This is a genomic window from Paenibacillus sp. DMB5, from assembly GCF_001517085.1.
GTDB lineage: Bacteria > Bacillota > Bacilli > Paenibacillales > Paenibacillaceae > Paenibacillus_AQ.
In genome coordinates this window covers 1-21,966 of sequence record NZ_LRAC01000137.1, presented here as the reverse complement: position 1 = coordinate 21,966, position 21,966 = coordinate 1, and the positions used below count along the sequence as shown (strand labels likewise).

14 protein-coding genes are annotated in these 21,966 nt (G+C 44.2%); 10 read left to right on the top strand and 4 right to left on the bottom strand.

Annotation, left to right across the window (positions count from 1 at the left end; genetic code table 11):
* The first annotated feature begins 59 nt into the window (after window positions 1–59).
* Window positions 60–884 carry an AraC family transcriptional regulator gene (locus AWJ19_RS21565; RefSeq protein WP_241781836.1) on the top strand — a complete coding sequence of 275 codons (825 nt, stop codon included), beginning with the start codon at window positions 60–62 and terminating at the stop codon, window positions 882–884.
* A gap of 108 nt (window positions 885–992) precedes the next feature.
* Complete coding sequence (locus tag AWJ19_RS21560; protein ID WP_068726927.1) at window positions 993–2,390, top strand: sulfatase; 1,398 nt, start codon at window positions 993–995, stop codon at window positions 2,388–2,390.
* A gap of 45 nt (window positions 2,391–2,435) precedes the next feature.
* Here AWJ19_RS21560 and AWJ19_RS21555 read toward each other — a convergent pair whose 3' ends face one another.
* Together AWJ19_RS21555 and AWJ19_RS21550 are read right to left on the bottom strand one after the other, a co-directional pair.
* Window positions 2,436–4,208 (bottom strand): histidine kinase, encoded by a 1,773-nt coding sequence (locus tag AWJ19_RS21555; RefSeq protein WP_068726926.1) that lies wholly within the window; start codon window positions 4,206–4,208, stop codon window positions 2,436–2,438.
* Complete coding sequence (locus AWJ19_RS21550) at window positions 4,195–5,634, bottom strand: response regulator (protein ID WP_068726924.1); 1,440 nt, start codon at window positions 5,632–5,634, stop codon at window positions 4,195–4,197. Before AWJ19_RS21550 ends, AWJ19_RS21555 begins: the two co-directional genes overlap by 14 nt.
* A 245-nt stretch (window positions 5,635–5,879) precedes the next feature.
* Here AWJ19_RS21550 and AWJ19_RS21545 point away from each other — a divergent pair, with 245 nt between their 5' ends.
* The 4 genes from AWJ19_RS21545 to AWJ19_RS21530 all read left to right on the top strand — a co-directional run bounded on the left by AWJ19_RS21545 (window position 5,880) and on the right by AWJ19_RS21530 (window position 11,392).
* Window positions 5,880–6,821 (top strand): ABC transporter permease subunit, encoded by a 942-nt coding sequence (locus tag AWJ19_RS21545; RefSeq protein ID WP_068726922.1) that lies wholly within the window; start codon window positions 5,880–5,882, stop codon window positions 6,819–6,821.
* Window positions 6,822–6,845: 24 nt separating this feature from the next.
* A complete protein-coding gene (locus tag AWJ19_RS21540) occupies window positions 6,846–7,745 on the top strand; it encodes a carbohydrate ABC transporter permease (RefSeq protein WP_068726920.1) in 900 nt (299 codons plus the stop codon).
* Window positions 7,746–7,799: 54 nt separating this feature from the next.
* On the top strand, window positions 7,800–9,434 hold the full coding sequence (locus AWJ19_RS21535) for an extracellular solute-binding protein (protein ID WP_068726918.1): 1,635 nt from the start codon (window positions 7,800–7,802) through the stop codon (window positions 9,432–9,434).
* Window positions 9,435–9,496: 62 nt separating this feature from the next.
* Window positions 9,497–11,392 carry a family 20 glycosylhydrolase gene (locus AWJ19_RS21530; RefSeq protein WP_128083662.1) on the top strand — a complete coding sequence of 632 codons (1,896 nt, stop codon included), beginning with the start codon at window positions 9,497–9,499 and terminating at the stop codon, window positions 11,390–11,392.
* 83 nt (window positions 11,393–11,475) lie between these two features.
* On the opposite strand, the gene AWJ19_RS21525 is transcribed toward AWJ19_RS21530, so the two are convergent.
* Window positions 11,476–12,930 (bottom strand): sulfatase-like hydrolase/transferase, encoded by a 1,455-nt coding sequence (locus tag AWJ19_RS21525; RefSeq protein ID WP_068726995.1) that lies wholly within the window; start codon window positions 12,928–12,930, stop codon window positions 11,476–11,478.
* 151 nt (window positions 12,931–13,081) lie between these two features.
* Here AWJ19_RS21525 and AWJ19_RS21520 point away from each other — a divergent pair, with 151 nt between their 5' ends.
* Window positions 13,082–14,827 (top strand): beta-galactosidase family protein, encoded by a 1,746-nt coding sequence (locus AWJ19_RS21520; protein WP_068726916.1) that lies wholly within the window; start codon window positions 13,082–13,084, stop codon window positions 14,825–14,827.
* Between the two features lie 111 nt (window positions 14,828–14,938).
* Window positions 14,939–16,474, top strand: coding sequence for a glycoside hydrolase family 31 protein (locus AWJ19_RS21515; protein WP_068726914.1), 1,536 nt, complete (start codon window positions 14,939–14,941; stop codon window positions 16,472–16,474).
* A 165-nt stretch (window positions 16,475–16,639) separates the two neighbouring features.
* Here AWJ19_RS21515 and AWJ19_RS21510 read toward each other — a convergent pair whose 3' ends face one another.
* Window positions 16,640–19,084: a discoidin domain-containing protein gene (locus AWJ19_RS21510; RefSeq protein ID WP_068726912.1), complete on the bottom strand. Its 2,445-nt coding sequence runs from the start codon at window positions 19,082–19,084 to the stop codon at window positions 16,640–16,642.
* 162 nt (window positions 19,085–19,246) lie between these two features.
* On the opposite strand from AWJ19_RS21510, the gene AWJ19_RS21505 reads away from it, so the two are divergent.
* Both AWJ19_RS21505 and AWJ19_RS21500 read left to right on the top strand, forming a co-directional pair.
* A complete protein-coding gene (locus tag AWJ19_RS21505; RefSeq protein WP_068726910.1) occupies window positions 19,247–20,113 on the top strand; it encodes a helix-turn-helix domain-containing protein in 867 nt (288 codons plus the stop codon).
* A gap of 779 nt (window positions 20,114–20,892) precedes the next feature.
* A complete protein-coding gene (locus AWJ19_RS21500; RefSeq protein WP_068726908.1) occupies window positions 20,893–21,747 on the top strand; it encodes a hypothetical protein in 855 nt (284 codons plus the stop codon).
* Window positions 21,748–21,966: the final 219 nt, after the last annotated feature.

The window sequence follows — 21,966 nt, the reverse complement described above, 5'->3', positions numbered from 1 at the left end:
ATGCTGGCAGGAATAGCCTTTTCAAAAAACTAGACACGGGAGGGAATTCATTGTCCTCTATGATTCAAAGTCAGCTTAGCATAAAGGTGCTGGATGTATTGAAAATTCAATATAAGACGCGGATCATATTCGATTATGTCCAGTCGTGCTACACCGTTTCTTATATCCGGAAAGGTGAGGTATTGACGACATCCCAAGAAGGAGAATATGTGGCTTCTGCCGGAGATGTGATGATTCATCGTCCCAACGAGCCTTTTAATGTTATCTCTAGAATGGATGGTATTCATTATCTATTCAATATCCAGGTTAATGTCAGGGACGGCGAGGACTTCTTTGAGTTATTCCCAATAGGTAAAGTGATTCAAATCCGGGATCGGAACGAATATGAGCGAAGGTTTGATGAGCTGCGAAGCCTGTGGCTGCAGGAAGAAAAAGATTTCAGAGACGTTCAGGTCAGTTCGCTGATATTTACCCTCCTTTATGAAATTGTGGAGAGCATAAAACCTGATGGGAACCTTTCGTTATCAGATCCTCTCTTCACAGACCGTTTTAATGAAGCGCTGCAATATATGGAGGATCGGCTTGAACAGGAGATTACCCGCGAGGAACTCGCCAATCTTTATCATATGAATCCGGTCTATTTTAGCCGGGCGTTTCAGAGAATCTATAAGCTTACACCAATGCAAATGCTTCGAAAGCTGCGGCTGCAGCATGCCAAACAACTGCTGGAGCGTACGGACTATACCGTGGAGTATATCGCTCAAAGATGTGGTTATTATGACGCTTCGCACTTCAGCAAGGTATTCCGGAGCATGTTCGGCAAGGGCCCGGCTGAGTACCGGAAAAGTATCAAATTTACAAAAACAAACACCGTATCTACATAGCTGAACCCTCCGTATTCACTTACTCTTAATTACATGAGCAGAGCACTTCGAGCTGCCCGCTTTCGGCCCATACCATGTTTATCCATAAAGAAAGGCAGGGAACCACTCATGAGAATTTTGTATCTGGATTTGGATTCGCTTCGCCCGGACCATCTGGGATGCTATGGTTATCACCGGAATACATCCCCGAATATTGATTCCATCGCCAAAGAAGGTGTCACCTTTACCAATTACTATTGTTCGGATGCACCCTGTTTGCCGTCCCGTTCCGCATTAATGTCGGGAAGATTCGGCATTCACAACGGGATCGTAGGACATGGCGGCACCACTGCCGATATGCGCAGAGATGGGGTAACGCGGGAATTTAATGACCGCCTGGGAAGGGAGAGCCTTCCTGCAACATTAAGGCAAGCCGCCATGAAAACCGCATCAATCAGCACGTTCTCCGAACGGCATTCCGCCTGGACCTTCAACGCCGGTTTTCAGGAGGTGTTCAATGTAGGCGGAAGGGGGCATGAGACCGCGGAGCAGGTGCTTCCAGTGGCGCTAAAATGGCTTGAAGATAACGGAAAGTCCGAGAATTGGTTCCTGCACCTGAATTTTTGGGATCCGCATACGCCTTACCGCACACCCGAGGACTACGGTAATCCATTCGGAGGGGAGCCTTTACTTGGGTGGATTACCGAAGACGTCTTTGAGCTCCACAGGAATAAGAAGGGGCAGCATAGTATTGAAGATATGAATGCACTCGGCAAGTCGCATTACCGCAAGCATATCAGGCATAAACGGTTTATAGAAAATCACGATGATCTGCGGGTTATTTTTGATAACTATGATGCTGCAGTCCATTATCTGGACGATCATCTCGGGCAGGTCTTTGCCAAGCTGAGCCAACTTGGCGTAATGGAAGATACGGCGATTATTATCAGTGCAGATCACGGGGAAAATTTGGGCGAGCTCGGGATATACTCCGAACACGGCACGGCAGACGAGGCAACCTGCCGTATTCCGATGATCATCCGTTGGCCGGGCGGCAGAAAAGGGGCCCTTGATGACGGCCTGCACTATCACCTTGATCTTGCGCCGACATTAGCAAGTATATTGAACTTGCAGAAGGCCCCATCCTGGGATGGTGAAAGCTACGCGGGTTCCATATTGGGGGAGGGCTCGGTTGGACGGGAGTATCTAGTACTCTCACAGTGCGCTCACGTCTGCCAGCGCAGCGTTCGCTTCAAGGACTGGCTATATATACGCACCTATCATGACGGCCATCACGGTTTTCCAAAAGAGATGCTGTTTAATCTGAAGCAAGACCCTTATGAACAACATAATACTGCCGAAGACAACAAAGAGATTTGCAGGCAAGCCGTATATCTGTTAAATGAATGGCATGACAATATGATGGGCTCCATGGACTGTGATATCGATCCATTATGGACGGTGCTGCAAGAGGGCGGACCTTACCATGCCAAGGAATATGCGGACTCCTCCATTAAGAAAGCGTAGCATTCCAAGAAAGAGGCTGCCCTTGCGGGCAGCCTCTAAGCATGATCAGGCTTCCTGTTGGCCTGTCAAAGTTCCAGGAAGTGTCAACACGGTTTTCGTCCCGATTCCTTCCTGACTGTACAACTGAACGCCGCAGTGATTCCCATACTTCAGTTTTAAGCGGTTATTGACATTAAGCAGACCAATATGATCACTGGATTCTACATTTTTACTTGTCAGCAGCTCGGTTAGCTGTTCCAGTCTAGCCGAATGGATGCCGACCCCGTTATCTTCGACAGTAATTTCAAGGAGTCCCTTGTCACCTTTCTCCACCGAGATCAGCAAGATTCCGTTGCCGCGAGCTTCGAGTCCATGCCCCAGCGCATTTTCTACAATGGGCTGAAGGATCATTTTGGGTAAGGTGATATGTAACCATTCCTGCGGACAAAACAGCTTGTAAGTGAATTTGTCCGGGAACCGGCCCTGATAAATCTTCATACAGGCTTCTGCGATTTTCAGCTCCTCCCCCAGAGTAACCTCTTCGTTGCCTTTGATACTGTACCTGAGCATGGTGCTTAAAGCCGAGGTCATCTCGAAGATATCCCGATTTCCTTTTACAATGGCCACACCTTTGATCGAATCCAAAGTATTACTTAAGAAATGCGGATTAATTTGACTTTGCAGATATGCATACTCAGCCCGCTGTTTTTCCAGATCAGCTTCGTAAAGCTGAGTGGTTGCATCAATTAATTGTCCCGTCAAATCGTGAATCCGTGTGGTCGTGAAATTAAAGTGCCGGGAAATAATTTCAATCTCAGCATAGCCCCTTAAATCAACCTTGTTGTTTAGCTCTTCCAGGTTCCCGGCCTTCAGCTTATTCATATATTGGATTAGCCTGGACAGCGGCTTAAGGATATTCATCATAAGCATGGAGTAAGGAAAAGAGACGACGAGCAGGGTTAGGGCCAGAAGCCCTAAGCTAACTGTCTTTAATTTCTCCAGTTCCCGCATCAAATTATGGACAGGAACAGCGGTTATAATTTTCCCCGAAATCTCCGGCAGGTTAAAGGATTGGATGGCAAACTTTTTTCCATTAATGGTTTGGATGGTTGACTGCCCGTTACTTCCGGCTGCTTTGGTTTGAATTTGACCCAGAATAATTTCCGGTTTCTCGCTATTGGAATAGATTAAGCCTTTATCATCCATCATGAAGAAGCTGGTACCAGCCAAGCGAGGGTTTTCAGCAAATTCAGTTTGAATGGTCTTAATATCCACAATAACAGTAAGGAAACCGATTTTTTCTCCATATAACGCTGTATCTTCGGAAGCAAAAATATTCATTCCGAACAAAAGGATACTCTTGTCGAGGATTCTATCAGGAGGCCTATAACCGCCATAATGAACCATTCCATCGCTCTTGGCACTCTTCATCAGTTCTGCAGCATATTTTGTCCTTCCTGCTAATGAAATACGTGTATTAGATCGCCCAATTACAATGATATCCAGAATGTCTGTATTCATATTTCGAGCAATGCTCAACGTCCCCTCCACCTTTTGGGATAGATCATAACTCTGAAGTTTATCACTCTCGATGAGAAACTTTTGGATGGTTGGATCATAACCTGCGTTCATCATCATAGAGGAAATGGTGGCATAGTTATCAGAAATCTTCTGCTTAAGGAGTGAAACCAGCTCGGTATTGTATTGGGTATTCTGGTTGATGATAGTCTCACTTGATAGTTGATAGACCCGTGAAATAATGATGGGAATAATGGAAACAATAAACAGGCCGAATATCAAAATCTGAGTACGGATGGATAGGCTCTTAAATGCTTTCATTTCTTTTTCCCCTATATTGCGATGGTGTCATTTTGAGATGCCGTTTAAAGATCCGGGTGAAGTAGAAATAATCCTGGAATCCGCATTTTTCTCCGATTTGATAAATAGAGAGATCAGTCTCCACCAGTATTTTGCAAGCATATTCAATCCGCAAACGGCTGATATGTTCAACGATAGTCTCGCCTACTTCTTTCTTAAATAATTGACATATATAATTGGGACTTAAGTAGAACTGATCGGCTAAATGCTGGATGGAAATCTCCTGATTAAAATGGTTACGGATATACAATAGGATTTCTTTTACTTTTTTGTTTGAGACATGTGAAATATTGGATTCGTTTCCTTTCATGAAAATATCCAGCGTCATAAGAACCAGATCATCAATCATAGCTTCGGCAGTTCCGTACCGGTAGTAGAGCTGTTCATAACCTTCAAAAAAACGGCTATATACCCGTGTCCCGTCCCGGGGAAATAAGTAAAGGACCGATGTATAGAGCAGATAAGCTTCTTTAATAGTGAACATTCCCTCTTTGAATAGCTTCTTGATAGATTCCATAGCTGCTATGAATTCAAGTCGATCTTTGATATGAACGGTTTGAGAAATCTCCCTGAGCTTCTCGTCGATCAGATTCTCCTGTTGTTCCATCACACGATAGCATCCAGGCAAGCCCGTTGCGAACATAGCGAAAGCAGCCAGAGAAGCGGATTCCAAAGACGCATCCAATTGGCGAATGTCCATTATAGGAGAACCAATCCCGATACCGCATTCTTGTGAAACTTCCGTATGTTCGAGGCTCTGAAGGAAAGCTTCATATTGACTCTCTTTTAATAAGTAACCATACCGTCTACCGCTCATCGGGAAGATTAATGGAGAGGACTGCTGGGCTTCTACAGGTGAACTTAAGCCTTGTATAACAATGGCTATGAGTGGCGTAGAGCGGGATAAGGGGATTTCCTTCTCATCCAGCCATTGGCTGATCCGTTGCAGATCTCCTGAACAGACTGCATCATACAGTTCGAAGGGGGAGACAGGCAGTTCCTTAACAGGTTTCGACTTAAGCTGGTTGGCTATCCGGACAAGCATTCCTTCGATTTCTTCGATTTCAAAGGGCTTTAAGCAGTATCCGAAAGTGCCATAATTCATCGCCTTTTGGGCATAAGCGAACTCTGCATGTCCGCTAAGTACGATAAAGATGGTATCAGGCGCGATAGTCTTACCCCGTTGTATAAGCTCAAGTCCATTCATTTCAGGCATTTTGATATCTGTTAGAACTAGAGTGGGGCGAAGTAATTGAATTAAATCAAGGGCTTCCTGCCCATTTCGTGCATCATCGATGACTTCGAAACCGTACTTTTTCCAGTTTACTCCGGCTTTAATTCCTTCTACGATCCACTTCTCATCATCTGCAATTATCACTGAATGCATATGCAAATCCCCCTGTCTCTTGGAGTTCTAGCTTCATCCTAGCGATAGTAAACGCTTGGGGGTATGGATTATCTTACGCTCACTATGTCGGATATTACGTGTCGTGAAGAATTCTTCTGGAGAGGTGTAAAAAGTCCACATCACCGGAGTTGGATTCTCTATACCAGGTCATCCGGACACCAAATATAATTAATTATATAAAGCGCTTACCTGCATTGCAATCTCATACAAAAGGTGGGGGAAGATTGGCTAATCCTGTAACAGTTCGTACGCCTAAGAAAAGCTTAGGAAAAACAATTCTACAGTACAAGTATTTTTATCTCATGGTTCTCCCTGTGTTAATCTGGTATGCCCTATTCTGTTATGCTCCAATGTATGGTGTAACCCTGGCATTCAAATCATTTAACTACAGCAAGGGGATTTTGGGAAGTCCCTGGGTAGGCTTGGAGAATTTCCAAACGCTGCTTACCGACCCTGATTTTCGCAAGGCATTTTTGAATACGATTATTATCAGTTTAATGAAGCTGGTCACTCATTTTCCTATGCCTATTATTCTCGCAATCGTGTTATACGAGTTTTCGAAGACGAAGCTAAGAAGGTTCTTTCAGACGATTCTGACGTTCCCTCACTTCATTTCATGGGTCGTGCTTTCAGGAATTATTATCAATATTTTAAGCAAGGATGGGATCTATAACCAAATTATTATGTTATTCGGTGGTACCCCGAACTCCCCGCTCGTCGATGAAGGTATGTTTAGGCCTGTGCTGTACATCACCCATGTGTGGAGGGAGATCGGTTGGGATTCGATTATTTACCTTGCCGCACTTGCAGGGGTCAACCCGGAGTTATTTGAAGCGGCCGAGGTGGATGGTGCGGGTAGGTTTCGCCGGCTCCTCAATATCGCTTGGCCTGGACTGAAAAGTACGGTGGCTATCCTGCTGATTTTGCAAGTTGGACAACTACTAACACAGGGATCAAGCTTTGATCAGATCTTTAACATGTATAGCTCACCGGTATATGCGGTTGCAGACACGATCGATACGTATATTTATCGGACTTCGTTCACCATAGGCGGGGATTTCGGATATACGACTGCCGTGGGTGTCGTCAAGTCGGTTATCAGTCTGGTCCTCTTGTGGATGGCCAATTCAATCGCTAAGAAAATGGGCGAGGATGGACTGTATTAATTTGTGTGCAAAGGGGAGAAGCAAGTGACTGACATAACGGTAGGAAAGAGAAAAAGGTGGGGTGCTTTTGATATTGGCGCCTTCGTATTTTTGGGGCTTCTTGCGCTTATTACCTTTTTCCCTTTTTATAATGTTCTAATCATCTCTGTTGCCAAATTTGAAACGATTAGTAAGAGCAGCTTTTATATTTTTCCGCGCTCATTTGATCTGGCTGCTTACAAGTTGCTGATTGAAGATATGAAATTTTGGACTTCCATTTTAAATTCTGTCATCGTTACAGTGGTAGGAGTACTGTTTAGTATGACAATTTCTGTCGCAGGAGCCTATGCTTTGTCGAAGCGGGGAATGCCGGGCAGAAACGCGATGCTAAGCTTGATATTGTTCACCATGTTTTTTAATGGCGGCTTAATTCCCTTTTATCTGGTCGTTAAGGAATTGGGGTTTGTAAATAATATTCTGGTCATGATTATACCTGCGGGACTTAATACATTTTACCTGATTATCATGAAAAATTATTTCAATACGATTCCGGAAAGTCTGGAAGAGTCCGCTAAGCTGGATGGAGCAAATGACCTGTATATTCTGCTCAAGATCATTATTCCAATCTCTGCTCCGTTTATAGCGACCTTTGCCTTGTTTTATGCCGTAGAAAGATGGAATGAGTGGTGGTATGCACTGATCTTTATCAGTGATGCTTCCAAAACGCCGCTGCAAATTTATTTGCGGGAAACGCTCATCACATCAAATTCCCTGCTTAGTTTAATGACGCAGACCCTTGCCGAACAGGAACAGGCGGCGAAGGTCTATACACCAGCTTTACAAATGGCAGCTGTAGTATTATCAAGTATACCTATTATTGCAATTTATCCGTTTCTGCAGAAGCACTTTGATAAAGGGATTATGATTGGATCAATTAAAGGATAAGTGTATTCAGATATAAGTTATTATCCTACAACTAATTTAAGGGAGGTTTAAGTATTGATTACAAAAAAAATGATGACATTGGCAATGTGTATGACCATGTTTGCTTCACTGCTCACGGCTTGCGGTGGGGGAGGCAACAATGATAACGGGCAAACCGCAACGAATACAGAAAGTTCACAGAACAACACTGCTTCAGCTGGCGATCCTTATAAAGATCCGATGACCATTTCTGTCGGTTTCTGGGACGCGGAGGCCGAAATTGCCAATATCGAAAAAGATGCAGTCGCCAAACAAATATTAGAAAAATTCAACATTACCTTAAAACCGGTCAATTATACTTGGGATGATTATTCCCAGAAGATACAAATGTGGGCAGCTTCCGACCAATTGCCTGACATATTTGCAATCGATGCAGTCGGCACACAGTATCAGCGCAAATGGGTTCAACAAGGCGTTGTTAAAGCCCTTCCGGATCTTGCCAAGTATCCTAACCTTGCTGAATACTTCGAAGAACCGGATATTAAAGGATTAGCGGTAGACGGAAAGAATTACACGGTTCCCCGCCGGATGTTCCCAAGCGTGGATTGGAGCGCACTAGACCGTGTCGTCCTCTATCGATGGGACCTCGCTCAAAAGGCTGGTATCACTAAAGAACCAGAGACATGGGAAGAATTTGAGGCCATGCTGGATGCCATTGTAAAGGCCGATTCAGAAGGTAAGAATATTTCCGGCCTTACGTCAACAACAACGAAGTTACTGGGTGGATTTTTCTGGCTGTATGGCAACCCGGTCGCCACGAGCGATGGCAGCGGCAGTGATTTCAAATGGATTAAAGAGGATGGTAAATATGTCCCGGCTGCATTTTCGAAGAACGCACTTCCAGCGCTCCAGAACATGAAGGATATGTATGATAAGGGATTGATCAATTCTGACATCGCGCTTGTTAAGCCTGCGGATTCCTACGATAATTTTGTGGCAGGCAAATCGGCTGCCCTCCTAACCGCTGGCGGGTTTATCAATTTAGATAGCGAAATCTATGAAAAACGCTGGAAAGTAGCGTATCCCGGTCAGGAAATCACTGAGAAAGTAAAAGTGCTCAAACCGCTTATTGGACCTGATGGAGAACGTTCCCACGCCATCTTTAAAACATACTGGTCGGAAAGTTACTTCAGCAGCAAGGTTGATGATAAGAAAATGGACCGTATTATGGCGCTATACGATTATGTATTATCCCCAGAAGGTAAAAATTTGTTGAATTATGGAATCGAGGGCGAAGATTATAAAAGCGAAAATGGGAAAATAGTTATGGTTGAAAAGGGGTCATTAAATGAGAAGTACCCCGCTCGTTCATTCCTGAAGAATTTGGTAGCATATGAAACTTCGGATAGCTATAACTTAGAAAATCCGACAATTTCTAACGAATCCATCCGAAAAGAAGCTGTCGATTATATCGACTGGATTTTGAAAAACACAAAAGTACCAGATTACGATATTCGACTGACTTATATGTCTACACCTACCAAGGATAAGTTTACTGTGCTTGACCATGACGATATCCTCAATATTATGCTTTCTAAACAACCGGTTGAGGAAGAATGGAATAAAATCGTGAACGATTATAAGGCCAAGGGACTCGACAAAATGATTGACGAAGTCAATGAGAAGGCAAGGGCAGAAGGCATCGAATAATCACCAAAATTAGACAGGATGCGGCAGTAGCCGCATCCTTATATATTTGGAAGGGAGCGTCGATGATGCTTAACATGAACTTAACGGGGTTAACCGAGAAGCAGTTGTCTGCTGTCTCTGAGGTAGCCGGAATTTTAGGGATTACAATAGATTCTGCTGGACTTCTGGTGATTTGTAGGAACCAAGGAACAGGTATCCGAATCGCTGCCGACGGAGTTGGGGTAACCATTGAGTATGAAAAGGAACATCAATTATTTCGGGCACTCAGCCGGTTTGTCGAATACGTAGGCCAGGGAGAGGCAGGCGAAATAAGGGAATTTCCGGTTTATGAACAGCTTGGCTTCATGGTGGACTGCTCGCGAAATGCTGTTCTACATTATGAAGGATTTAAGAAATTGATCCGGCGCTTGGCGCTCATGGGATATTCGACGGTTCAACTGTATACAGAAGATACATACGAACTGGAGCAATATCCTTATTTCGGCTATTTAAGAGGAAGATACACTGCGGAGCAAACCCAGGAAATGGACCAGTACGCCGCGTTATTTGGTATCGAACTGGTTCCGTGTATTCAGACGCTGGCCCACCTCGGCCAAGCATTGAAATGGCAGGCGCATGCGCCGCTTGTGGATTGCCAGGATATTCTGCTTATTGATGATCCTCAGACATATGCGTTGATTGATCAAATGTTTGCTTTCATGTCGGCCAATGTACGCAGCCGCCGTATAAATATAGGGATGGACGAAGCGCATATGATGGGACTTGGCAAGTACCTGGACAAACATGGGTACCAGGACCGATCCTTCTTGATGCTGAAACACTTCGGCAAGGTTATGGAGATTGCCAGAAAATATGGTTACTGCACAATGATGTGGAGCGATATGTTTTTCCGCCTGGCCAGTTCTGGAGAATATTACGATGCAGACAGTCCAATTAGCTCCGATATTGTAAAGCTGATTCCTGAGGATGTTACATTGGTCTATTGGGATTACTACTCGGAAACGCAGGAGAAATACGATGGAATGATTCGCAAACACAAACAGCTCAGTGATCATATCGGATTTGCAGGCGGAGCTTGGAAATGGATGGGGTTCACTCCGAACAATGAATTTAGCCGCCGGGTCAGTCTGTTGGCTCATGAAAGCTGTGTTAAGTATGGAATTAAAGACATGCTGGTGACTGCTTGGGGGGATAACGGTGCTGAAGCTTCCGTTTACTCAGTGCTTCCTTCTCTCCAGCTTTGGGCAGAATTATGCTACATGGGATGTTCCGAGGAAGAATATGTCCGGGGAAGATTCAGCACCTGCACAGAGGGCAATTATGATGATTTCATGGCGCTCGATGCGGCTAACCTGGTGCCGGGTAATCTCGCACCTGGAGGTTGTTCCATTAATCCGGCTAAATATTTGCTGTACCAGGATATTTTGTGCGGGTTGTTCGACCGGCACGTCCTGCCGGATGCATATTCGGAGCATTACCGGCAAAGTGCAGAAAAAATCGAGCAGGCAGTATCACGAAATTCAGCTTGGAAATCCTTATTTTCTGTCCAGGCCAGCCTGTGCCGTCTTCTCGAACTGAAAAGTGAAATTGGAATTTCTATTCGGAAAGCTTATAGACATGGTGACGTGGAGCAATTGGCTCACTTTGCTGCTGTGACTTTACCGAAACTTTCCGGTTTGGCGAGACAATTTATCAAAGTTTATCATGTGCAATGGGAGCAGGAGAATAAAGTGTTCGGTCTTGACGTCTTTGATCTGCGGATGGGGGGCATGCTTCAGAGGATTGAGACGGCTATTCACCGATTGAATCGCTATGCTGAAGGGGAATTAGATGAGCTTACGGAATTGGAAGAGGAGATTCTGACGTTCGACGGGCTCGTTGATGAAGGTGGTCCTAGAGCTATTAGTGCAAATTTATGGCATACGATAGCTACAACATCCGTAATCGCGGGGGTTTAAGGAAGGGAAATCGGACCGATATCATAGGACAACCTGAACTGTCAGGTTGTCCTATGTTTGTTACTATGGTGAATAAGTTTAAGCTACCAGCTACTCCGGCGTTCTGGCAAAGGATCCTGATCCTGAATCATCCGATGAGCGAGCAACTCCATCATAAAACTGCGGATTTCCCTAAACGCTGAATCTTCAAAACGATTGATGTTTTCTTGGGGATCTTCTTTCAAATCATACAACTCACCGTAAGTCTCTCCTGCGAAGACAACCAGCTTATATTGTGAAGTACGTAGGCACTTGGCGTTGATGCCCCGATCATGAGCTATATAAGCAGTAAGGGCAGAGTCACGGACATGAGATACTCTACCAGCAAGCACCCCTAACTGCGACACACCTTGAATTCCGTAGGTGCTGTTGAGTCCTACGGCTTCGAGCAGTGTGGGGACAATGTCAACATGTTCCATAAATGCGGATGTGCGTTGCCCGGAGGCTATCCCTGGGCCGCATACAATCATCGGGATTCGTGTTAAACCTTCATAAAACCACGGCCCTTTATACAAGAGTCCATGGTCGCCAAGTAATTCTCCGTGGTCGCTGGTGAACAAAATGATTAAATCATCGTAAATTTCTTTTTGCCGCCAAGCTTTTTTAATCCGTCCGATCTGCTCATCAATGAAGGTAATCATTGCATAGTAATTACGTATTAGCCGTTTTATGTTGTTCTCATCTAGAGAATGTTCCTGCCCGCCCCCAGGCCAATAACCCCTCAGGCCCTGACGCAACAGATGCTGGGGACGTAGATTCACATCGTCTGCTTCTCTGATTGGCGCTGAAATTTCTATATTAGCATACATATCTGTATACGCTTTTGGAGGGTCGAAAGGATGATGGGGATCTACGAAACTGGACCACAAAAACAGTGGCTGGTCTGTATTGTGAGAGAGAATGGCCTCGATGCTCCGTTCAGCAACCCAGTAGGTCTGATGCAGCTCGGGAGGTATTTCGCTTTCCCATATGTCACTTTGAGCATCTGAGGATCTGAAGCGGTCTTTGAGGAATCGCTCTGCTGTGTCAGGATCCTGTGCTTTAAGCCATTCCAAGTATTCACCGATACAGTTGTCTTCCGTAATATGGTGTTCATCGAATCCATAGTACGTACCATCAAAAGACCTACCGCGATCCCGGTGAATAGGATCCTCATATTCTTGTGAGAAGTCTTCTTTCATTTGAGGACGGAAATGCATTTTTCCTATACCTATGGTTTTGTAATCGGCTTTTTTTAAATGGTCGCATAAGGTGATTTCATCTTCTTTTAATGTGGTTCCAATGCTCCAGGCACCATGTACATGCGGGTACCTTCCTGTAAAGATGGAGGCACGAGAGGGTGTACAAACGGGACTGGCGCAATAAGCACCGGTGAAGAAGGTTCCTTCTGCTGCAAGTTTATCCAACTCAGGTGTCAGTACGGTAGCGTTTTCAATTCCAACTGCATCTGCACGCATTTGATCTGTAGTAATTAACCAGATATGAGTTTTTCTTTCCATTATTATGACCTCCCCTAAATATAGTATAAAGGTCCAAAAAGCCTCCTTCAACCAATAGATTCTCCATGCCATTCACTAGTATTGTCCATACTGCAGCGTATTTTTCTTTCATATAATTAAATAATATATATCAACATTGGAGGATGAAGTCATGCGGAAGTTATCCATATCAGGCGATCGTTTTGAATTGGATGGTCAACCCTTCCAGTTGCTATCGGGTGCGGTTCATTATTTCCGGGTTGTGCCGGAATATTGGCAGGATCGTCTGCTAAAGTTGAAGGCATGCGGGTTGAATACCGTTGAAACCTATATTCCCTGGAATTTACACGAACCAGAGGAAGGCTGCTTCTATTTCGAAGGCCAAACAGACATTGAGGCTTTCGTCCGGCTTGCCGGAGAGCTTGGCTTACACGTGATTTTGCGGCCGAGTCCTTACATTTGTGCCGAATGGGAATTCGGCGGGTTGCCTGCCTGGCTGCTCGCGGATGATACTATGCAGCTACGATGTAATAATCAAGTTTATTTAAAAAAAGTAGATGCATACTTCGATGAGCTTCTGCCACGTTTGCGGCCTCTGTTAAGCACTCATGGCGGGCCTGTACTCGCTGTTCAGATAGAGAATGAATATGGGAGCTTTGGAAGTGACAAGGGATATCTGGATTATCTAAAAGAGGGCATGATCGCCCGCGGCATGGATGTTCTGCTGTTTACTTCAGATGGGCCTGAAGATCATATGCTCCAAGGAGGTATGATCAAAGGGGTATTTGCCACAGTGAATTTCGGTTCTCGGGCAAAGGAGTCCTTCGCTAAACTACGTGAGTATCAGCCTGCGGGGCCGCTGGTATGTATGGAGTTCTGGAATGGCTGGTTTGACCGTTGGATGAAGCCGCATCACACCCGCCCAGCATCTGAAGTGGCAGAGACGCTGGATGAGATGCTGGCAATGGGCGCCTCTGTCAACTTCTATATGTTCCATGGGGGAACGAATTATGGATTTATGAACGGGGCAAACCTGTTCGATGAGTATGAACCCCTTGTATCCAGCTACGATTATGACACGTTGCTGGATGAATCCGGTAACCCTACAGATAAATTCTACGCAGCTCGAGAAATCATTAAGAAATATGTAGATTTGCCGTCATTGGTGCTGCCCCCAGTCATAAAGTCACGGGCTTACGGCAAAGTGCAGATGACAGAATCAGCGTCCTTATTGACCCAGCTGGACGCTTTGTCGCATCCTGTGCAGAGAGAAAATCCGGAGCCCATGGAGAAACTTGGCCAGGCATATGGATTCATCCTGTATTCAACGAAGATTACCGGGCCACGCAGCAGTATGGAGCTTGTTCTGCAAGAAGTGCGTGACCGGGCTCTTGTTTTCGCCAATGGTGTATTCATCGATACTGTTGAACGCTGGAACCCGCATGGGATTCCACTCACGATTCCTGCCGAGGGCTTACAAATTGACATCCTTGTGGAAAACATGGGCCGCGTAAATTATGGACCACAGCTTCGTGACCCGAAAGGTATAACTTGCGGTGTAAGGCTGGGTTATCAATTTTTACATAATTGGAGCATTCGCTCATTGCCGTTAACAGATCTGAAAGGACTTAAATTTGCCCAAAGCAATTGCGGAGCTCGCCTTCAGACAACCTTCTATAGAGGGAGTTTTCAGGTCAATGAGCCGGAGGATACGTTCCTGAGGTTGGATGGCTGGATCAAGGGACAGGTTTTTATAAACGGTTTTAATCTGGGCCGTTACTGGGAAAAAGGTCCAACAAAAACGATGTATGTACCAGCGCCGCTGCTGCGCCAAGGAGATAATGAACTTATTTTGTTTGAATTGCACGGTGTAATGGAGCCAGTCGTTACATTTGTGGATAAACCGGTTCTCGGTTGAAGCTGCAATTGTTACTGAAGGCAGTTATACTGCAAACAAAATTGTTCATTCTAAAGGTTGTCATTATGAAGTTGTGCAATTTGAAGGATTTGAGTAGGAGGATAAGGGTCTATGGAACAGAAGAAACTTCGCGTGTCTTTATTGGAAAAAGAATATTGGTGGGGAGGAAGAGTGGCTGACGGTACGCTAATGCCTTATGCCCCAACTGAATTTCAGATGGATTTGTCAGAAGATCTAGGGGGGAACCAAGCCTGTCCGTTATTACTCTCGAACCGGGGGAGATATGTTTGGTCCGAACAGCCCTTTTCTTTTCGAATAGACCATTCAGAATTAGTTGTAGAGGGTCAATATGATGGGGAACTGAATTTTGGGCAGCAGGGGAGCACGTTAAGAGAAGTGTACCAATATGTCAGCTTAACCTTTTTTTCGTCTACCGGAGATTTACCGGCTCCATTATTATTTACGGCGCCGCAGTACAATCTCTGGATTGAGATGCTGTATCAGCCTACCCAGGAAAAAGTGCTGAAATATGCGGAAAAGGTACTTTCGGAAGGATTGCCTGTCGGCGTAATTATGATTGATGATAACTGGCATGAATCCTATGGAACCTGGGAATTCCATAGCGGACGGTTTCCTGATCCGAAGGCGATGGCGGATCAGCTTCATCAAATGGGCTTTCAGCTGATGTTATGGGTTTGTCCGTTAGTATCGCCCGATAGCTTGATATTTCGGCAATTAGAGAGCACGGGAATGCTGTTGGGAGATCATAACGGGCAAACGGTGATCCGGCACTGGTGGAACGGATATAGCGCCGTGCTGGACTGCACCAATCCGGATACGGTAAAGTGGCTGCGTACCCAGCTGAACAGCCTGCAGGAAAGGTATGGAGTAGATGGCTTCAAATTTGACGCCGGCGATTTGTTCTCCTATGATTCAACGGACCGGAGCTATCTTCCTTCTACGAAGAACGAACAGTGCGAAGCTTGGGCGCACATCGGACTGGAGTATTCGCTGAACGAATACCGTGCTTGCTGGAAAATGGCAGGCCAGCCGCTAGTACAACGACTGATGGATAAGCATCATAGCTGGAACGAGAATGGTCTGGCCTCGTTAATTCCATGCGGATTGGCGCAAGGGCTGATGGGTTATGCTTATACCTGTCCGGATATGATCGGTGGAGGTGAATACATCCATTTTACAGCCAATGCCGATTCTCTGGATCAGGAACTGTTTGTCAGATACGCACAGTGCTCTGCCTTGTTTCCGATGATGCAATTCTCGGCAGCGCCATGGAGGGTGTTGGATCAGAAGCATGCATCTCTTTGCTATGAGGCGGCGAGATTACACGCCGATTATGCAGCCGAGATCATGAAGTTGGCCGAACATGCGGCAGCTACAGGGGAACCTATCCTCCGTCACATGGCATATGTATTTCCGGAGGAGAACTTTGAGAACGTGACTGACCAATTCATGCTTGGGGATGAGGTGCTTGTAGCACCGGTTCTGGAGAAGGGGGCTCTCAGTCGAACTGTGTCTTTTCCAGAAGGTAACTGGCTCGGAGACGACGGGAAAATCGTCTTCGGTCCTTGCGCAATCTCCATTAAAGCTCCATTGGAGAGACTGCCCAGATACCGCCGTACTGATTAGTGTATGAGAGATATTGCAGGGGCCGTCCCAAAAAGTCTCGGCCTGTGACCTACACTTCCATTATGAAAGACACAGATTCACAAGCCAAGACATTTTTCTTCATGATGGTGCCCTTCAACCCATATTAGTTTGGGACAACCCCTTAGAATTTCAATTTACTTGATTTTAGAAGCTCCACCACTGAATTTCATTCAGTGCAATGTGTCCCCAGGAAAGATTTCCGTTGTTAACTTTAATGCGGATTTGGCTGGTAGTTACAGTACTAAAGGTGATATTGCGATATTCTTCTTCATCAGTATTAGAATTCCAAGTTATAGGTACTTGGGTTGCAACGGGGGTCCATTGACCATTATTCTTAACTTCAATATCAACATTGGTGATCCCCTGTCCTATCCCGTAGTGCGAGACTAAGGTTATCTTATTGGTCCTCTTGGCTGTTGTACTAAGATCTAGTGTGATGTAAGTAGGAAAAGTAATTCCATTTTGGCTGCTCCAAGAGTCAGTAATGATTCCATTATTGATATTGGAAATTTGCCCTATACTTGCACCTGATGTGGTAGTTACAGTTGCCTGAGGCGCAATATTCACAGAGGGTACTCTATATTCGATCACTGGATTCCATCGGGATCCATCGCAGGCATTCGTACTATTACGGTTGAGGACAAAGTAAATATAATCATCCTGTGCTACCGTTGTTATGAGTTCATGGTTCACTCCTATAGTATCTGTTGCGGCGATATCTTGCCAGCCGCTATTTGGCCATAACGGGCTGCTGTTCTTTAATATCTTCACTTTTACTCCATCACCGCACGAGGAATTTTGCTTCGCTACTCTTCCCTTGATAGTGATATTTCCAGCTTGAGGTGCTTTCCATGCTATCACGGTATCATTGGTATCCGGATGTATAAGTCCATTTACTCCAATAAGATTATAATCATATGCGCCTTTCCACTGATTTGTACCTGATAGCCATGTCATGTTAGTAAAGGTAGAGCCGGAGCCCTGCATGTAATACCATTGCTTCGCGCCTTGAATATTATTGAAGTCCTCTGAGAAGCGATAAGAAGGAAGATCCGTCATGGGAGCCGTCGATCCGATTCCGGAAACGTTAATCGGTCCAAGGCTGTACCACCCATTCGTGTTTACCGGATTGGTTACTGCCAGATTAATTGCAGGTACATTTCCTCTGGTTGTATCCACTATCGCATATGCTAAATCGTAAGTTCCATTGGCAATATTACCGAAACTTAAAGCGGTTTCGTAATCATACAAACTACCCTTCAGCCATTCGGACGGATCAATATTGGTGACACGGGTAATTATCGGTTGTTTGGTCGTTGAATTTAAAAGTGCGTATGCAACTTTGTATTTATAATTCCAGGCTGGTCTGCTATTAGGCAGTTTGCCCAGTCCTGTATTTTTCCAACTGCTTTCTATAGTTACATAGTTATTTGATGTAACCGCATCAGGTGCTATAAATTGGACGGGGACAAGTCTATACCCTCCGTTAATGATGAAATCATCTACCAGATCCACATTTTCCATCCACTTAACCGCATCTTCGGGTACTCGTAAATCAAATGTATTGGCCCGGGCGGCTTTTGCATCATTGAGACTGTAGACCAACATATCGCGGATGTTAGAGAATGGATTACCGTTTCGACTCATATATCCAGCAAAATCATGAGCGAAGTAATTCCAACCATTCTCCGCAAATAGAGGTATGCCAAACGTAAGCAATTCTTTCACATAGAAATTTTTGTCTGCCTGCGTAAAATACTGGGCCATACCAATACTATCTCGTCTCAAAATGTCGAATTTATCTGATTCAGCCAAGGATTGTGCAGTGCTCGCTAAGGATCCACCCTGTTGGCCTCCAATGAGTATTTTGGGAAACGCGGTGCGATAAGATTGCGTCACTACAGCAACACTAGAATTGATGGTCCCCGGCTGGGTACTGTCAATTCGAAGATCATGTCCTTCTCCCCAAGCACCCAGACCCATGCCGTCAATAAAATCGACAGTAGTCGGATCATTATATTTCTCGCCAAATGCAGAAATAAAAGCACTAAGTTTATTGAGGAAAACTTGGTCGTTCACATATGGAGTCCAAAAAGTGTTGGTATAGCCTTTTGCCCCAGCATCGCGCACATATTGGGGAGTGGCCTGTTGGTATGAATCCTGACTATCGACATAGACACGGAAAGCAAGCTTTAGTCCACGGTTCTTTGCGCCTTCTACCAGTGCTGTAAAGTTTCCGTTGTTTTCCCACCCGTAGTTGCCTTCAGTTGGCTCATAGAAAGACCAAGGTGCCCGTAAATAAAAAATACTAGCCTTTGCTGTAGCCCCGGACTGGTCAAATGTTTCCCAAAATAAGGAGGGATTCGAAACGCATTTGTTCATTTCGGGAAAACTATTGTTGGTCATTTGACCAAATGCATCACAATAAAGCACCCAACCCATTGCAGGATTTTTAACCAACCCTGTGGTTTTCTCGGTTGGTTGATAGGTGGTGCTGCCCGCCGCCTTCACTTGGCCGGACATCCATGAAATGGTAAACAGGAGAGTGGTAATAGTTAATAATGAAAAAGTTATTCTCAGCTTTAACATAATTCATTCCTCCAATTCATCTGATATATTCATTCCAAGAAGACTTCTTTAAAGAAATCCACCTTATGACTTGATTGTAGGGAAGGCGGTCTGGTGTTACAATCTTAAAAATTGAATTTTTAATAGTATAATATTGATAACAAGAGGATGGTGAAGAGCTAAGTGTATCCAACATCGTACTTCTTTCAATCAGACAGCAAAACACCTATGCTTATGCTTGATTCAATTGGCTGGGAATCTGTAAAGCAACCATATGCGTTTAATGGCCTGACCCGTCCGGATACGAATCACGTTATTTTTCAATACACCTTATCAGGCGAAGGTTATATTAAAATTGACGGAAAGATCCATACTTTAAGTAAAGAAACGGCCTTTCTGGTTGAGATCCCCGGCTCTCATATTTACTATTATCCGGAGAAGAATTCAGATCCATGGGAGTTTATATGGTTGAACGTGAGAGGTCCTTTGGCAACGCAAATTTGGCGCTATACTCTTCAACAGGATGGGTCAGTCATTCATATTCCGCACGACTCGCACCCTATATCCTTGTTATGGAACCTATACCGTTCGATTCAGGAGCAAGAGAACAGTCAATTAGAAGTTAACACTCAACTCTTTCACTGGATTCTTGTGATGGAAAGATGGCTAATAAGCCCGGATAAAATACCTCCTGGTAAGAATGAACGTTTAAATAATGCGATCAATTTTATGAAGGAAAGGCTTGCTACTAATCTCAGCTTGGATGAGGTTGCTGAATACGTAGGAATTTCCAAGCACCACTTATGCAGGACATTTGTGAAGCACATGAATATCACGCCTATTGAATATGTGAAAAGACGTCGGTTAGAAAGAGCGGCTTTATTTCTAAAAACGACGGATTGGCCGATTAATCGGATTGCTTTAGAGAGTGGTTTCAACAGTGCCAGCTATTTCGGTAAAGTATTTCGATTTTACTTTAGAGTGTCACCGCAAGTGTATCGTCAACAAGAACTTAAGTTCCCCTCGAAAAACCTCCTTTTTGAGCGTTAAATTAATAATTTCAAGCCACTTACAGAGACATTCTCTAAGCGCTTTTTAAACTGCAGCGAGTGTGAAACTGAACCCGTCATAGCCGCTTGTCAATCGCGGCACCCCAGCACATTCAGAAAAAACCAGGAGTGTGGGTTGAGCATCGAGCAGAAGCTGGCTTGTAACTGGCTGACGTTTGATGATCTCAGCTCATTGTAATAATTTGATTTTTTGCGGCTGGTGCTAGGATGCATCTGGTGACTCTGGCCAAGTATTCTTCTGGATGGTACGAAGCACTTGAACAAGATCAGCACATGCCTTTGAGGCCATCTGTAAGGATGGATTCATTGGGATTTTCGCCCGGAGTTGTTGTGAGAAGAAGGACATGTGTCCGAGGTTGCTTATGCTATCAAGTGATTTGGGACCGCGTAAGCCAACAGCCTGCAGATGATCCAGAGCAGCGAGTGCATTTCGCTAAGGTTACTCTGAACTAACAGAGACAACTTGAGTCGCCAATTGAGGGTACACAGAAAGTTTGGTTATTGGGAACTGATTATGAACATCTAGTTGCCACTGGAATGTTAATCGAAAACACAGGATTTAGCTTAAATCCTAGCCAAGTTAATTTGTCTGCTTTTGGACTTGAAGGTGAGATATATGAGCATTCTCAGTTTTATGTAACTTACTTAGGGACAAAACTAATTAAACATGGCTTATTAGTGTGAAGAGCGGATTAGATGTCTCGACCGAAGTCATGGATCGAAAATGCATCGTATTCTTAATGAAGAGGAGAAATTTATATGGATGCAATTGAAATAATGCTAAGGGCCTTAGATTCGGGATCACTGCAGAGATTAGCTTGTGATATGCTTCCTCTTCTACATACAAACTGGAAGGGAATTAATAAAAGCGGAGGAGTAGAAGGCACCAACAAAACTAGAAAGGGTACACCTGATGCTTGGTGTGAGAGAGAGGATGGTACATTAGTTTATATCCAGGCTACAGGTGACCCAAAAAAAGGTAAAATCATAGACGATCTAAATAAAAGTTTAAACCAGCTAAAGAGTTTAGATAAAAACGTTGGAGCTTTGTGCATTGCTTTTCTGAACTTCGATCCCCAGAATGTTGAAATCGAAATGTGCAAGGTGAAAGCTAAGGAGTACGAATGTGAGTTCAAGTTTTATTCAAACTCTAAGATTTCAAAATTACTTCAAGATAATTTCCCGGAAATAGTAAAAAAATATCTTCCTGTGCACTCTTCAGAGGTAAAGAAAGTATTTGAAGAAATCTGCAGTGTATTATCGACACTGAAAGGGAATTATCAAGCTTTATATAAGTACTTTTCTGGCTACACTTCAAAACAAGTTTTCATGCGGCCAGAAATGGAAGAAAGCAATAATGCGATGATTAATTTTTTGAATCAAATGAATCAAACATTTTCGAATTTGACTTCAATTAAGGATAAAAATTATTCACTTCTTTCAGATGATGATGTCCTAAAAGAAATTGAAAAAATAATCAATAACAAAATACCATTTAACGGAGACGTTTCCGATATATCGGATGTATATGAAATCATTACTGACGAAACAATTCACAATAAAAGAATAAAAGAGTTTGATATATTGTTAAAAAAATTAATTAAACTAAAGTGATGGTTTAAGCTTATCGAGTTTTGAGTTGTTAGAAGAAAATTAATTATTGGACTGAGAAAATAAACTTGCAGAATGGCAGAACGTTATGAAGTTGAGGGGTCTGTCAATAATTTTGTGTAAACTCTTTTAAGCACAGATTCCCCCGAGGGGGAAGTCGCGAATCTAACGCAAGTGTTGACCGACCCTGTCTGGGAAAAAGACCGAAAGCTGCAGCATTTG